General features: G+C 63.5%; 14 protein-coding genes. 5 read left to right on the forward strand and 9 right to left on the reverse strand.

Features of this window, described 5'->3' with window-relative positions:
* Positions 1-357 precede the first annotated feature (357 nt).
* The 3 genes from erpA to clcA form a co-directional block, all read right to left on the reverse strand.
* A complete protein-coding gene (gene erpA / locus AACR77_RS15330) occupies positions 358-708 on the reverse strand; it encodes an iron-sulfur cluster insertion protein ErpA (RefSeq protein WP_005304404.1) in 351 nt (116 codons plus the stop codon).
* 90 nt (positions 709-798) lie between these two features.
* Positions 799-1,494 (reverse strand): DUF6776 family protein, encoded by a 696-nt coding sequence (locus AACR77_RS15335; protein ID WP_024945733.1) that lies wholly within the window; start codon positions 1,492-1,494, stop codon positions 799-801.
* An 86-nt stretch (positions 1,495-1,580) separates the two neighbouring features.
* The gene (clcA, locus tag AACR77_RS15340) at positions 1,581-2,975 is read right to left on the reverse strand and encodes a H(+)/Cl(-) exchange transporter ClcA (protein ID WP_042878441.1); all 1,395 of its coding nucleotides are present in this window, start codon (positions 2,973-2,975) and stop codon (positions 1,581-1,583) included.
* 209 nt (positions 2,976-3,184) lie between these two features.
* Here clcA and hemL point away from each other — a divergent pair, with 209 nt between their 5' ends.
* Together hemL and AACR77_RS15350 are read left to right on the forward strand one after the other, a co-directional pair.
* A complete protein-coding gene (gene hemL, locus AACR77_RS15345) occupies positions 3,185-4,471 on the forward strand; it encodes a glutamate-1-semialdehyde 2,1-aminomutase (protein WP_042878443.1) in 1,287 nt (428 codons plus the stop codon).
* Positions 4,472-4,670: 199 nt separating this feature from the next.
* Positions 4,671-5,483, forward strand: a complete 813-nt coding sequence (locus AACR77_RS15350; RefSeq protein ID WP_042878445.1) for a hypothetical protein — start codon at positions 4,671-4,673, stop codon at positions 5,481-5,483.
* Positions 5,484-5,529: 46 nt separating this feature from the next.
* Here the strand turns inward: AACR77_RS15350 and AACR77_RS15355 are convergent, their stop codons facing one another.
* Both AACR77_RS15355 and AACR77_RS15360 read right to left on the reverse strand, forming a co-directional pair.
* Positions 5,530-6,432: a sulfite exporter TauE/SafE family protein gene (locus AACR77_RS15355; protein ID WP_042878447.1), complete on the reverse strand. Its 903-nt coding sequence runs from the start codon at positions 6,430-6,432 to the stop codon at positions 5,530-5,532.
* Positions 6,433-6,691: 259 nt separating this feature from the next.
* Entirely contained in the window at positions 6,692-7,375 is a 684-nt protein-coding gene (locus AACR77_RS15360) for a phosphatase PAP2 family protein (RefSeq protein ID WP_010675560.1), read from the reverse strand.
* 202 nt (positions 7,376-7,577) lie between these two features.
* Between AACR77_RS15360 and AACR77_RS15365 the strand changes: the two genes are divergently transcribed.
* On the forward strand, positions 7,578-8,093 hold the full coding sequence (locus AACR77_RS15365; protein WP_010675561.1) for a DUF2937 family protein: 516 nt from the start codon (positions 7,578-7,580) through the stop codon (positions 8,091-8,093).
* Between the two features lie 42 nt (positions 8,094-8,135).
* On the opposite strand, the gene AACR77_RS15370 is transcribed toward AACR77_RS15365, so the two are convergent.
* Entirely contained in the window at positions 8,136-9,017 is an 882-nt protein-coding gene (locus tag AACR77_RS15370; protein WP_039040858.1) for a LysR family transcriptional regulator, read from the reverse strand.
* Positions 9,018-9,174: 157 nt separating this feature from the next.
* Between AACR77_RS15370 and AACR77_RS15375 the strand changes: the two genes are divergently transcribed.
* Entirely contained in the window at positions 9,175-9,567 is a 393-nt protein-coding gene (locus AACR77_RS15375) for a DMT family transporter (protein WP_042878449.1), read from the forward strand.
* Positions 9,555-9,875, forward strand: a complete 321-nt coding sequence (locus tag AACR77_RS15380; protein WP_010675564.1) for an SMR family transporter — start codon at positions 9,555-9,557, stop codon at positions 9,873-9,875. Before AACR77_RS15375 ends, AACR77_RS15380 begins: the two co-directional genes overlap by 13 nt.
* A gap of 89 nt (positions 9,876-9,964) precedes the next feature.
* On the opposite strand, the gene gloA2 is transcribed toward AACR77_RS15380, so the two are convergent.
* The 3 genes from gloA2 to AACR77_RS15395 form a co-directional block, all read right to left on the reverse strand.
* Positions 9,965-10,366 (reverse strand): SMU1112c/YaeR family gloxylase I-like metalloprotein, encoded by a 402-nt coding sequence (gloA2, locus tag AACR77_RS15385; RefSeq protein ID WP_010675565.1) that lies wholly within the window; start codon positions 10,364-10,366, stop codon positions 9,965-9,967.
* Between the two features lie 42 nt (positions 10,367-10,408).
* Positions 10,409-12,730 (reverse strand): penicillin-binding protein 1B, encoded by a 2,322-nt coding sequence (gene mrcB, locus AACR77_RS15390; RefSeq protein WP_042878451.1) that lies wholly within the window; start codon positions 12,728-12,730, stop codon positions 10,409-10,411.
* A gap of 122 nt (positions 12,731-12,852) precedes the next feature.
* Positions 12,853-13,768 (reverse strand): ATP-dependent helicase C-terminal domain-containing protein (locus tag AACR77_RS15395; RefSeq protein WP_042878453.1); only part of this gene is annotated, 916 nt, incomplete at its 5' end.

Consider the following 13,768-nt stretch of genomic DNA (forward strand, 5'->3'; position numbering starts at 1 on the left):
GAGTGCCCACACAGATTGCTTGATTCAAATTGTTAAAGAGCAGGGTCGATAACTATAACCCTCACTGGTTTGCTTTGCAAGCCAGACCAGACACGCACTGCGCCGTGCTGATGGAGGCGCATTATAGGGATATGATTCTCGCTGACAAGCGAAAACTCCGTGTTTTTTTGAAAAAGACGTTCAAGTGTTTAACTAACCACCAATCAGGATAAAAAGCGCCCCAACAGCAACCCAAAGGAAGCCCATCAAGGTCTCTTGAGAATTAGTTGCTGGTCCAGAGCGTCCGATTATAAGGATGGGTGCCAAAACGAAAAGGGCCCCTTGGGGCCCTTCGATATCACGCGGTATCTCTATATATCAGATAGAGAAGCTGGAACCACAGCCACAGGTGGTAGTGGCGTTGGGGTTGGTCACGGTGAAGCGGGAGCCTTCCAGACCTTCGGTGTAATCAACGCTACCGCCAACCAGATACTGCAGGCTCATGGGATCGATCACCATGGTGACCCCGCTCTTCTCGACCACGGTATCCCCTTCGTTGATCTTCTCATCGAAGGTGAAACCATACTGGAAACCGGAGCAGCCACCGCCCGTGATGTACACCCGCAGCTTGAGCTCGGGATTTTCTTCTTCGGTGATCAGGGTCTTCACCTTGTTGGCTGCCGCATCCGTCATCTGGATGGGCAACGGGGCTTCTGCTACTGCACTCATTACTGACCTCACAACCGTTAAATCCACAAACATGGAAACCGCGAAATTATCCAATACCCGATCATTCAGTTCAAGTATTCACCAAGCTTCTTACTGTGCGGCCGGTACGGGTGCCGGTGGAGCGACCACCAGCGGCTTGATTACCTCACCCCATTCAGCCAGCAGTTCCTGAGCCGGTTGTCGACCATCCTTGCTGATGGTGACCCGCACCCGATCCGGTACAAAGCCTTCCGGCAACTGCCAGTTGCCTTCCAGCAGCTGGAAGTAACGCAGCGCATAGCGCCCCTCCCCCACCTTCATACCCAGCTCTCGGCTGCCGAGGGTTCTGGGCTTGTCGCCCTGACTGCCTTCCACCTTTATCTGTACCTGACCGCGAAACAGCTCGCGCTTCTTGGCGGGCTGAGTCAGCGCCAGCCGATAGTGATAACGGCCGGGGATACTGGTCTCCTGCAGGGTGAGGTTGTCGATCACCACCCCTACCTGCTCGCCGGTGGGACGCATGATCCGCTCGAAGAAGGCCAGCTGGCGCTTCTGCTCCTGTACCTGGGCTTCCTGATCCTTGAGCGTCTGCTGCAACTGCTCGAACGCCGCCTTCTGGGTAGCCAGCAGCGTCTCCTTGATGCCGAGCTCGCTCTTGAGCTGGCCGATGGCCTTGCCTTGGCGCTCCAACGTCTCCTGCTGCACCGTCAGCAGGCTGCTCTGGGCCAGCTCCTGGCGATTACCGACGAAATAGCCGATGAGCGCCCCCACCATCAGCACTACCAACCACTTCACTATCTGGGACATAAGGCCTCTTTTGTTACTGCGCATACTGCGGCCACGATCCCTTCACTATACGCGACTCAAGCAGATTCAGGCCGGTAGACAAAGGGTTAACCGGCGGTGACGCCGCTTTCTCCCCGCTTTTGACGCGCAGCGAGCCGTAAAGTTCGCTCGAGGATCTGGGAATAAATCGGGCGGCCCCCCAACCACTGAGCCACCAGGGTCGCACCGACCGTGGTGATCATCATGGGCAGGATCAGCTGATAGTTGTCGGTCATCTCGGTCACCAGCACGATCCCCGTGATGGGAGCACGCACGGTGGCGGCAAACAGCGCGCCCATACCGGCGATGGCAAAGGCGCCGGGTTCGATGCCCAGCTCCGGGAAGGCCGCATGGAACAAATGGCCGAACACCACCCCGAATAGGGTGCCCAGCGCCAGAGTCGGGGCAAACACCCCGCCCGGTGCGCCGGAGCAGAAACAGACCAGGGTAGCCACCAGCCGGATGGAGAAGATGAGGAACAGGGTGGCCATCGCATACTCCCCGCCCATCAGATGGGGGATGAGCTCGGTACCGCCGCCGGTCACCGCCGGGGCAACCAGCGACAGCACGCCGAAAGTCCCCGCCACCAGCGTCCCAATGGCCACGAAGCGATGGCGCTTGTTTTGATGCAGCGCCAGATAACCATCCTGACAGGCCAGCACCAGCTTGTTGAAGACAAAACCCAGCACGCCAAAAGCAGCCCCCATGAAGAGGAACAGCCAGAGCGCCCTGAGAGCCGGCGCATCGTAGTGAGGCAAGCTGATCACCGCCCCCTGCCCCTTCATGTTCTGCAGCATCAGGGTCGCCATGATGGCGGAGATGCCCACCGCCTTGATGGCCAGAAAGGAGTAGCGAAACTGCGGGCGCATCTCCTCCATCACGAACAGGATCCCCGCCAGCGGCGCATTGAAGGCCGCGGCCAGGCCACCGGCCGCCCCGGCTGCCAGCAGGGCGTGGCCATGCTCCTTCGGCAGCCGGAAGATATCCGCCACCATCTTGCCGAGGTTGCCGCCGATCTGTACCGACGGGCCTTCCCGCCCCAGCACCATGCCGGAGCTCAGAGTGCAGATACCGCCGAAGAACTTGACCGGCAACACCCGCCACCAGCGTACCGGGCGCAGCTCATCCATGGCGCCCTCAATCTCGGGAATGCCGGAGCCACCCGCCTCGGGTGCAAAGGTATGAGTCAGAAAATAGCCAATGCAACCCAGCAGGGCGCTGAAGCCAAAGCCGAGCAGGCCGAGCTGCCACCAGGGGCGATCGGCCAGCAGGTCGATACGCTGCTGTGCCAGCCAGTGCACGCCAGACTCGAACAATCCGCACACCAGGCCTGCCAGCAGGCCGACCAGGGCCGCCAACAGAAGCACCAGCAGCGGCATCTTGTCCCGCCGTATCAGGCGCTGCAAGACTGGAGGACGACGCAGCGAGGCCGCGTCGGCGGAAGGAATGGCTTGTTGCTCCATGGATAATCACGCTCATCTAACGAGGACCAGACACACCTCGGCCTCGGCTGCCCAGCTCTGGGCCTTTCTGCTATAGTCGGCCCGTTTCATGTATCACGGGCGAGAGTCCGGGGCGAGAGCGCAAAGCATACTCCTCCCGCCATCCCCTGCCGAGCCGCAATCGGCAGCCTGCGCCCGGGTAACGACCAAAATCCCATTAAGGATGATCCATGTCAAAATCAGATCAGCTGTTTGAACAGGCCCGCCAGACCATTCCCGGTGGCGTCAACTCACCGGTCCGCGCCTTCAACGGGGTCGGCGGTACACCCCGCTTCATCGATCACGCCGATGGCGCCTACCTCTATGACGTGGACGGCCAGGCCTATGTGGATTACATCGGTTCCTGGGGCCCCATGCTGCTCGGTCACAACCACCCGACCATCAAGGCCGCGGTCATCAAGGCGGTGGAGAAGGGACTGAGCTACGGTGCCCCGACCGAAATCGAAGTGCTGATGGCCGAGAAGGTGCGCCAGATCGTCCCCTCCATGGAGCAGGTGCGGATGGTCAACTCCGGCACCGAGGCGACCATGAGCGCCATCCGACTGGCCCGCGGCTACACCGGTCGCGACAAGATCGTCAAGTTTGAAGGCTGCTACCACGGCCACGCCGACTCCCTGCTGGTCAAGGCCGGTTCCGGCGCCCTCACCCTGGGTCAGCCCAACAGCCCGGGCGTACCCGCCGATTTCGCCAAACACACGCTCACCTGTGTCTTTAACGATCTGGATTCGGTGCGCGAAGCCTTCACCCAGTACGGCAGCGAGATCGCCTGTATCATCGTCGAGCCGGTCGCCGGCAACATGAACTGCATCCCGCCGGTGCCCGGCTTCCTGGAAGGGCTGCGCGCCATTTGTGACGAATTCGGCGCCCTGCTGATCCTGGACGAGGTGATGACGGGTTTTCGCGTCTCCCTGCGTGGTGCCCAGGGCCACTACAACATCGACCCGGATCTCACCACCCTCGGCAAGATCATCGGTGCCGGCATGCCGGTGGGCGCCTTCGGCGGCAAGAAGAAGGTGATGCAGCACATCGCCCCGACCGGCCCCGTCTATCAGGCCGGCACCCTCTCCGGCAACCCGGTGGCCATGGCTGCCGGCCTCACCATGCTGGATCTGCTGCAGGAACCGGGCCTCTATGAGCAGCTGAGCGCCAAGACCGCCCGTGTTGCCGAAGGGCTCAAAGCCGCTGCCGCCAAGCACGGTATCCCGCTTGCCATCAACTACGTCGGCGGCATGTTCGGCTTCTTCTTCACCGACGAGACCGAGATCACCCGCTACGAGCAGGTGACTCGCTGCGACATGGAACGCTTCAAGCGCTTCTATCACCTGATGCTGGAAGAGGGCGTCTATCTGGCGCCGAGCGCCTACGAGGCGGGCTTCCTGTCGCTTGCCCACGGGGACAAGGAGATTGAACACACCCTGGCGGCCGCCGAGCGCAGCTTCGCCAAGCTGGCTGGCTGACAAGCAGCAAGATGTGCAGAGGGCCCCGATGGGGCCCTTTTTTGTTTGCTCGTCCCGACAAGGCACCATAGTGGTGCATCCTTAAGTCCCTCACCGGAGCCTTGCCACCTGCTGGTGCGCCGCGCCGTACACGGGCTGTCATAAATCGGGCCCACAATTTGCAGGCCCCTGCTCAGGAGCCCATTGGACCGAGGTGTATATGGCAGAGATGAGCCCCATCGATGTGCTGCGGCGCTATCAGGAGTACGAAACCGAGCTGGCCCCCCTGCTGCTGGGGCTGCTCACCCTCCCCGAGGCGTCTCTCAAGACCTATGCCTTCGTCGAGGAGGTGAAGAGCCAGCCCCCCCAGATCAGGCCAGCCATACTGGCGCCCGTTCCGGCGGCCCAGGGGCAGCTGCGCCTGCTGGTGCAGGGCCATGGCCGGGAGCTGGAGATCAACCTGCACCAGCTGATCGCCTGGCTGATGGGGGACAGAGAGCGGCGGCGCGCCATTCCCTGGTTCAGGGCCGTCTACGTCGTCCTGAGTCTGGCCCTGTTTCTCATCGTCGGCACCCTCATCTGGCACGGGCTGGAACAGCTCTATCTGCTGCTGTGCGGCACCCAGCAGAACCGGCTCGGCGCCTTCAGCGCCATCATCTTCCTCACGCTCGCGCTGGCGGTGTTCGATCTCGGCAAGACCATCCTCGAAGAGGAAGTGCTGCTGCATAAGGACATCTTCCGCCACAGCGCCATCCGGCGCACCATTACCCGCTTTATCGCCGCCATCCTGATCGCGGTCTCCATCGAGGGGTTGCTGCTGCTGTTCAAGGGATCCCTCGGCCAGAGCGAACTGCTCTGGCCTGCGGTGGGGGTGATGGGCTGCGCCGTGGGGTTGCTGCTGGCGCTGGGGCTCTATGTGTTTCTCGGTGCCAGGGCGGAAGCCGCACTGGTCGCCTCCAGCCAGCAGACCGCCCACCCGGAGGGGGCTGCCAGAGGCATCAGAAGACGCGCCAGGACCGGGCGAGCGGGATGACATACCAACGCGGGGCGCCCGTGCAGGCGGGCCTCGCCGACGCCAGCTAGCTCGTCGCCTCTGCCAGCGCGGGCGCTGGCTGTCGCCGCGCCGCCCGCCAGGAGGCGTACATGGTCCAGGAGGTATAGATGACGATGAAGGCCACCAGCCATTTGAGCATCTCCATCTCCATTGATTTGACCAGCATGGCCGCCAGCACCACGCCGATGGGGCCGAAGATGGCCACCGCCAGCACGGCCCGCGCATCGAAAGCCCCCTTGCGAATGAAGGTCCCCGCCGAGAAGACGCTGAGAACGGCGGTGGATCCCATCATGATGGGGAAGGCCACCAGCGGGTTCATGCCGAGCAGATAGACCAGGGTCATGCAGGGGGCGAACAGGCCGATACCGACGTTCATCAGGGCTCCGAACAGGAAGTTGCCGGCAAGGGCGATCCCCAGCTTGTAACCGCTCAGCCCCATGGCCTCGCCACCGAGGGGGAAGAGCCCAAGCAGACCGGCAAAGATGAGACCGGCGACCACCAGCAGGGAGACCGCCATGACCAGCCGGATGGTCTGGCGATCAAAGGAAGCCACGTAACGGGCGCCCCAGGCCGCACCGGCCGCCGCAGCCGCCATCATGCTGATGAGGGTGACGGGATCCACGTTGACCACGCCGATGAAGATGAGAGCCTGGGTCACGGTCGGCAGCACGCACTGGCCGTTGAGGGTACCGGGCAGCACCCGATCATCGATCAACCTGAACTGCTTGTAGCAGGCGGTCTTCACCGCAAAGCTCCCCACCCCCAGGGTATCGAGAAAATTGGCCACAAAACCGATGGCCGCCACCGGCCAGAAAGGGGTGGCTTCGAGCTGGCCATGACGCCGTTTGTGCCACCAGGCACGGACCAGCATAAAGAGAAAGACCAGGGCACAACCGATAAACAAGAGACGCAGAAAAGTGACAAGCATGGGGAGACCTCCAACAACGGGCGGCGATTCTAAGGCAGCGGAGGGAAAAAATCCTGGCCAGGATCATGAGACGACGGGTGCAAACGTTTGGCCGCGACTATTTTGGCTGGCAGAACCCGAATGGGGCTATCCATACTGGTTGGGAGGGCGACAGCCCGGGCTCATCGGGCGTAGTCCTGGTCATTTCGCGACGACCACAGCACCGGTGAGGCGTAAACGAAAGAAGGCGGGGTGACCCGCCTTCTTTTTTCATTCTCCGTCAGGCAATCCAGCGTGGCAGCCGGGGAGCCAGGCGGTCGATCAGGCGATCCGACACGGGAGTGAGCAACAGCAGCGGCAGGCAGATCAGGGAGAGGCAAAGAGCGCCAACATAGACGTCCGTCATCCAATGCGCACCCGCCAGGATGCGGGGCGCCGAAAACAGGGGCACCATCACCACCGCAACCACCCCGGCCCAGCGCGGCAGATAGCGCAGAGCAAAACCGGCGAAGATCATCAGGAAGAGGGCGTGATCACCGGGGAAGCTGTCACCGGCGGAGTCCTTGGTGGGAATCGCACTGATCTCGGTCAGGCGCAGTGCTCCGTCCACCATCAAGGTGGGGCTGGGACGGCTGACCGGCAACAGATGCCCGAGCTGATTGATCACCAGAGCCCCCAGCAGCATCACGACCCCCATGGCCACCAGACGACGGCGCTCCTGCCCGTCGGCACGGAAGAAGCAACTGGCGAGGATCCCGCCCATGCAGGCCAGCGCGGCCAGATCGAACAGGCGGTTGTTGGTGATGGCCACCAGATCGGCCCAACGGGGGGAGTGGCCAATCCAGCCATTGACCAGCTGGAAGAGGGCGAGATCCCACCCATCCCAGGGGCCGTGCTCAGGCAGGGCGCCCCAACTGAAGGCGATGAGGCCCCCGGCCAGATAGAAAGGAATGAACTTGCTCATGCCGACGTGTCCTTCGAAAAACGCTCATTCTAGGCCAGCCGCAAGATGACTTGCATCACAAAAGTGTAAGAATTCGTGTAACAAAGGTATTCCATCGGCTCTTTTTTTGGCGCCGCCGACCAGGTGGGCAAGCGCGCCCCCTCCTTGGCTCTCCCACCGGTTGCGGCTAGTATGGGCGCTCCCTTCGTTCAGGATGATGATGATGCGCAGCTACCTTCGCATGATGTTGTTTGCCCTCGGTTTGCTGGCAGGTGTACAGATCCCCGGGCTGGTCGATCTCTACTTCCAGCGGCTGGATGCCCGGCTGCAGCAGGCCGGTCTGGCGCTGGCCCCCTTCCAGCGCACGGCGGACCAACACTTCAATGGCGATCTGCAGGCGCTGGTCGCCCATTACGGTGCCAGCCAGGATCCCGTCTTCACCCAGGATGCCACCAGCCTCCAGCAACTGGTGAACCAGCAGCAGCACCTTCAGGGGGAGATCGCCGTGCGGGAGAGCCCCTGGTACCAGCAGCTCTCCCACCTGTTGCTGCGCGCCGATCCCGCCCTCTGGCAGGATACCCTGCACAACTACGGCTATGTGGTCCCCCTCAAACAGGCCGCCATTTTCTGCGGCGTGGCGGCGGGTCTGCTGGCCTCTCTGGCGGGGGATCTGCTGCTCGGCCTCCTGCTGCTGCCATTTCGCTCCCGCCAGCGCGTCCCCCGTCACGGCCTGCGCTGATCCCCTCTCACTGCCAACCGGGGTGCCCACCCCGGTTAGCGGCTACTCGAAGGGTTCGAGATAGGCTTCTATGGCCTTCTTCAGCCAGGCCAGCACCTTGCCGTGATGGGCGTTCTCCGACAGATAGACTCCGTAATCGCGCCACTGCAGACTGAACTTGTGCTTCAGGGTCAGCAGCTCCCCCTGGCGCAGCTGGCTCTGGATAAGGGGTGAAGGCAGCACCGCCCAGCCCAGACCATCCAGCACCGCATCCCGCATCAGTTCGAAACTCGACAACCCGATATGCTGCCCCCCGATGGGCAGCAGGCTCTTGACCGAAAACGCGTCCACATAGGAGAGAGTGACCTGGGTGTGATCGGTCAGATCCTGCTGCAACACCCGCTTCAGCCCAGCCAGCGGGTGGCTTGGCGCGACCACCATCAGGGTGCGGATCGGGTTGAGCACGTCGATGCAAAGACCGCTGCGCTCCTGTTCCTCGGTGATGAGGCCGAAGGCGGCATCCACGAACCCCTCTTCCACCAGGGCCGGCAGCTCCGGCGGTGAGGCCAGCACCAGGGAGATGCTGGTGCCCGGAAACTGGCGACGCAGCGCTCCCAGCATCTCGCGCCATACCACCTCGGGAATGGCGTCGTCCCGGGCTACCCGCAGCGCCACCTCGGCACCGGAGGCATGGTGCTCGCACTTGAGCTTCAGGCTGTTGGCGGCCTGCAACAGCCGCCGACAGTCGTCCAGCACTTGCTCGCCGATTTCGGTCAGCCGGCTCTGGTTCGCCCCTCGTTCGAAAAGTTCGACGCCAAGCTCCACCTCCAGGGTTGCAATCGCCGAGCTAACGGCGCTGCGACTCTTGCCAAGTCGTCTGGCGGCATTGGCTATCGAACCACTGTCTGCTGTTTCTACAAAGAGTTGTATCTGATTTAGCTTCATGACTTCAAACTGGCGGCAGATTATTCCATCACCACCTTATCCCCTGCCCCGCCCCCAAGGCAAACAAGCAGCGACAGCTTTCTCGACGCTCAGCGATAACCTTGCCCGTTTCGGGTGCCGTTATCCTCTCTTCGTCGCAGCAACAGAAGGAAACTGCATGTCATCCCGTCCCCTGCTTTTGGCCCGCCTCTTCCTGACGGGGGCCATCCTGACCGAGGTCGCCGGCACCTCCTCCATGGCCCTGATCCCAAAGAGCGAGAGCGGCTGGATCCACTATCTGCCGATGTGGCTCCTCATCACCCTCTCCTACCTGCTGCTCGCCAAGGCCGCCAGGACAATCTCCATTGGTATCGCGTTTGCGCTGTGGGAAGGGCTGGGGATCGCCCTCATCACCGCCGTCTCCGTCCTGTTCCTCGGCTACGAGCTGAGCATCCAGGAGTGGATCGGACTGGCGCTGGCCATAGTGGGGATTGTCATGGTGACCCTGGGCGAGACCCATGATGCATCAGCCCCCACCCGCCAGAGGAGGGAAGCCCCATGCACCCGTTGATCATCGTACTGGGCGCCGCCCTGCTGGATATCGGCGCCAACATGGCGATCAACCGCTCCGTCGGTTTTCGTGACAAGGGGTGGGGCGTCCTCGGCATTCTGCTGGTGCTCTGTGCCTTCACGCTGCTCAGCGAGGCGGTCAGTACCGGCAAGATCGATCTGGCCGTGGCCTATGCCACCTGGGGCGCCATCGGCATCCTGGGCACCGCCCTCGGGGGCCTGCTGCTGTTCGGCGAGCGCCTCAGACCCGTCGGCTGGCTCGGCATGATGGTGATGGCGGTGGCGGTCGCCCTGCTGACCACAGCATGATCCCCTCTCCAACCCCATGAAAAAAGCCGCCCTGTTCCCAGTGCGGCCTTTTCATGGTCAAACCGATCATCCAGATTGCAACAGGCAGCCTAACGCGCTGCCTCGTACAGCTCCAGCGGCAGGCCGTCGGGGTCGGCGAAGAAGGTAAAGCGCTTGCCGGTCAGCTCGTCCACCCGCACCGGCTCCACTTCCACCCCGTGCTGCTCCAGGTGGGCGATGACCCGGTCGAGATCCGCCACCCGAAACGCCAGGTGGCGCAACCCGCACGCCTCCGGCCTGGAGGGGCGGGGCGGCGGCGCCGGGAAGCTGAACAGCTCCAGCTGGCTGCCGTCCGGCAGCGCCAGATCCAGCTTCCACGACTGACGCTCGGCCCGCAGGGTCTCGGCAATGATGGGCAACCCCAGCACCTGGTGATAGAAGTGGCGCGAACGCGGATAGTCGCTGGCGATGATGGCCACGTGATGGATGGCCTCAAACAGGGGATGGGTCATGGCAATCCTTGCAAAACGGGCAGCCTGCGCTGCCCGTCTTCGTCAGTTGAAGAAACCGTTGAACCAGTTGTCCAGGGCATTCGCCGGGTCCGAGACCGGGCTGGCACAGCTCATGGGCTCGGCCAGACCGGCCAGCTTGGCTGGCACCTGGAGACTGCCGGGACAATCGCTGGCCACCAGGGCACCGCTCGAGCGGGAGAAGTTGGCCCAGCTCACCCCTTCGGGCATCTTCAGCCCCAGGCTGTTGACCCCTCGCTGGCTCATGTAGCCGCTGAACAGCTGCAGGGCGCCACTGGCACCAGTCAACCCGGCCGGGGTGTTGTCGTCACGGCCGACCCAGACGCTCACCAGCTCGTTGTTGTCCATCCCGGCAAACCAGGAGTCACGCAGCTCGTTGGTGGTACCGGTCTTGGCGGCCATGGTTGCCCCGGGGAACTTGGCACCGAGCGCACGGGCCGTCCCCTGGCTCACCGTCTTGGTCATGGCGAACAGAGTCAGCCAGCTTGCCTGGGGATCCGTCACTCGCTTGGCCGCTTCGTCATGCTGGTAGAGCTGGCGCCCCTCGCCGTTCACCACGGCCCGGATGGCCGACAGGGGCTGGGTCAACCCCTGGTTGGCAATAGGCAGGTACATCTGGTTCACCTCCATGGGCGAGAGGGCCACCGCCCCCAGCACCAGGGACGGATAGGGCTGGATCTCCTGCTGCACCCCCAGCTTGTGCAGGGTGTCCACCACCTTGTCCAGGCCTATCTGCATCCCGAGGTTGACGGTCGGCACGTTGAGGGAGCTGGCGAGCGCCTCCATCAGGGGCACGCTCTGGCGGAACTTGCGGTCGTAGTTCTGCGGCGTCCAGATCTGGCCATCCTGGCCGCGAATGCGGATCGGCTGATCTTTAAGCGGCGTGCCCAGGGTCAGGCCGTTGGAGAGGCCGGTCAGGTAGACCGCCGGTTTGACCAGGGAGCCAATCTGACGGCGGGCATCCAGCGCCCGGTTGAAGCCGGCGTAGCGGGGATCCCGTCCCCCCACCATGGCGACCACCTCGCCCTTGTGCCAGTCGGAAACCACCATGGCCGCCTCCAGCTTCTTCTTGCCACGCTGCTTCTCGATGGTGGCCAGACCCGACTCCACCGCCTGCTCGGCGGCGTGCTGGGCGATGGGATCCAGACTGGTGAAGATCTTGAGGCCGGACTGCTTGAGCAGATCCGGGCCGAAGCGGTTCTGGATCTCCCGCTTGAGCAGCCCCATGAAGGCCGGGGTGCGGCCATAACTCATCTGGCCGCGGGCGATGATGCCAAGGGGCTGCTTGCTGGCCAGGTCATACTCGGCCTGGGTCAGGCTGCCGTGATCCGCAAGCAGTTTCAGCACCAGATCCCGGCGCGCCTTGGCCCGGTCGGGGAATCGCCAGGGATCGTAATAGGAGGGGCCCTTCACCATGCCCACCAGCAGGGCCACCTGATCGATGTCCAGCTCGTTGACCGGAATACCGAAGTAGAAGTAAGAGGCGAGCCCGAAGCCGTAGACCCCCTGGGAGAAGTTCTGCCCCAGATAGACCTCGTTGAGGTAGGCCTCCAGGATCTCGTCCTTGCTGTAGCGGTAGTCGATGAGCACCGCCATGTAGGCTTCCTGCAGTTTGCGCCACAGGCTGCGCTCACGGGTCAGGAAGAAGTTCTTGGCGAGCTGCTGGGTGAGCGTGCTGCCCCCCTGCACGGTGCGCCCCGCCAGCAGGTTGGCTGCCATGGCGCGCATGATGGCCACCGGCGAGACACCGCCGTGCTGGTAGAAGTCCCTGTCTTCCGTGGTGAGCAGCGTCACCAGCAGGCTGTCCGGCACCTCGGAGAGGCGTACCAGCAGGCGGTCTTCCCGATCCTCGGTGTTGAGGCGATCGAGCAGCACCGGGTCCATCTGGGCATAGCCGAGCTGACGCTGGTTCTCCAGGGACTGGATCCCCTCGAGGCGCGCCCCGTTGAAGGTGAGACGCAGGCCACGGGCGCCGTCGGCACCGTCGTGGAACTCGAACGGCCGGCGCACCAGCTCGATGCGGTTGCCGCTCACCGCGTACTCACCCGGGGTATGAGGCTGACGCACCTGCTTGTAGCTCAGCATGTTGAGCTCGCGCAGCATCTGGGTCTGGGAGAGCCGCTGGCTGGGATAGAGCTCCAGCGGGCGGCTGTAGACCATCACCGGCAACTGCCACTTCTCCCCGTCGAAGCGCTCGCGCACCTTGGTGTCGAGATAGATGCCAAACACCACCATGAAGGCCGCCACCACCAGAGAGAGCTTGAAGCCCAGCCAGAACAGGGTGCGCCAGATGGTGCGTTTGGGCGCCGCCTTCTTGGGCGTGCGCTTGCGTCGTTGGGTTGCCATAAATCCTCTTGTCGTTCTCCTCGCCATCCCGCTGATGCGAGCGGCCTGCGATGCCTGTTGTGGAGGGGACTGTGCCACCGCCATCTTGTTCTGGTCGTGCCGACCGATCACTGCCCCGTCGGCTACTCCTGCAATCCCATCTTTTTCTTGGTCACCCGGGTCGGCATCGCCTCCAGCGGGTTGTCCGGCCAGTAGTGACGGGGGTAGCGCCCCTTCATCTCTTTTTTCACCTGCTCATAGGATCCCGCCCAGAAGGCGGCGAGATCCGCGGTGATCTGCAAGGGGCGCTGGGCCGGGGAGAGCAGCTCCACCACCAGGGGCACCCGGCCATCGGCCACGCATGGGGTGGCGCCCAGCCCGAACATCTCCTGGATGCGCACCGGGATCGCTGGCGCCTGACCCGGCTGGTAGCGGATCCGCACCCGGCTGCCGGTCGGTGCGGTGAAGTGGCTCGGCAGCGCCTCGTCCAGCCGCCTTGGCAGGGGCCAGGGCAGAGACTGGCGCAGGATGTCGCTCATGTCGAGCCGCTTCAACTGCTCCAGCCGGGTCATGCCGCTCACCGCCGGCAGCAGCCACTGCTCGAGGTCGGCCAGCAGGCTCTCCTCATCCATGGCGGGCCAGGCTTCGTCGGGCAGCCAGTCGCGGGCGCAGCGCAAGCGGGCCAGCAGCCTCTCGCTGCTCTCGTCCCAGGGCAGCACGTGCAGCCCCTTGCGCCGGATGCCCTGCAGCAGGCAGCGCCCCTTCTGTTCATCGGAGAGATCCGTCAGCGGCCGCTGGCCGAGCACCAGCTCGCCGAGCACCTGCTGGCGCTCCGCACGCACCCGTTCCTCCCGATCGTCCCAGTCGAACCACTGGCGCTCGCTCACCAACTCGGGCAGCTGGCGCACCAACTCATCCAGCGCCACCGGCTCGGCGATGAAGATGCGGCTGCCGCGCTCGTTCTGACCCATTTCGACGGCCACGATGGCCCCCTGCCCCTGGCAGGGATGCCCTTCTACCAGATCGCAGCTCACCCCGCCACTGAGCTGATAGCGGCTG

Origin of the sequence: Aeromonas sp. ZOR0002 (assembly GCF_963866995.1) — a bacterium.
Taxonomy (GTDB): domain Bacteria; phylum Pseudomonadota; class Gammaproteobacteria; order Enterobacterales; family Aeromonadaceae; genus Aeromonas; species Aeromonas caviae.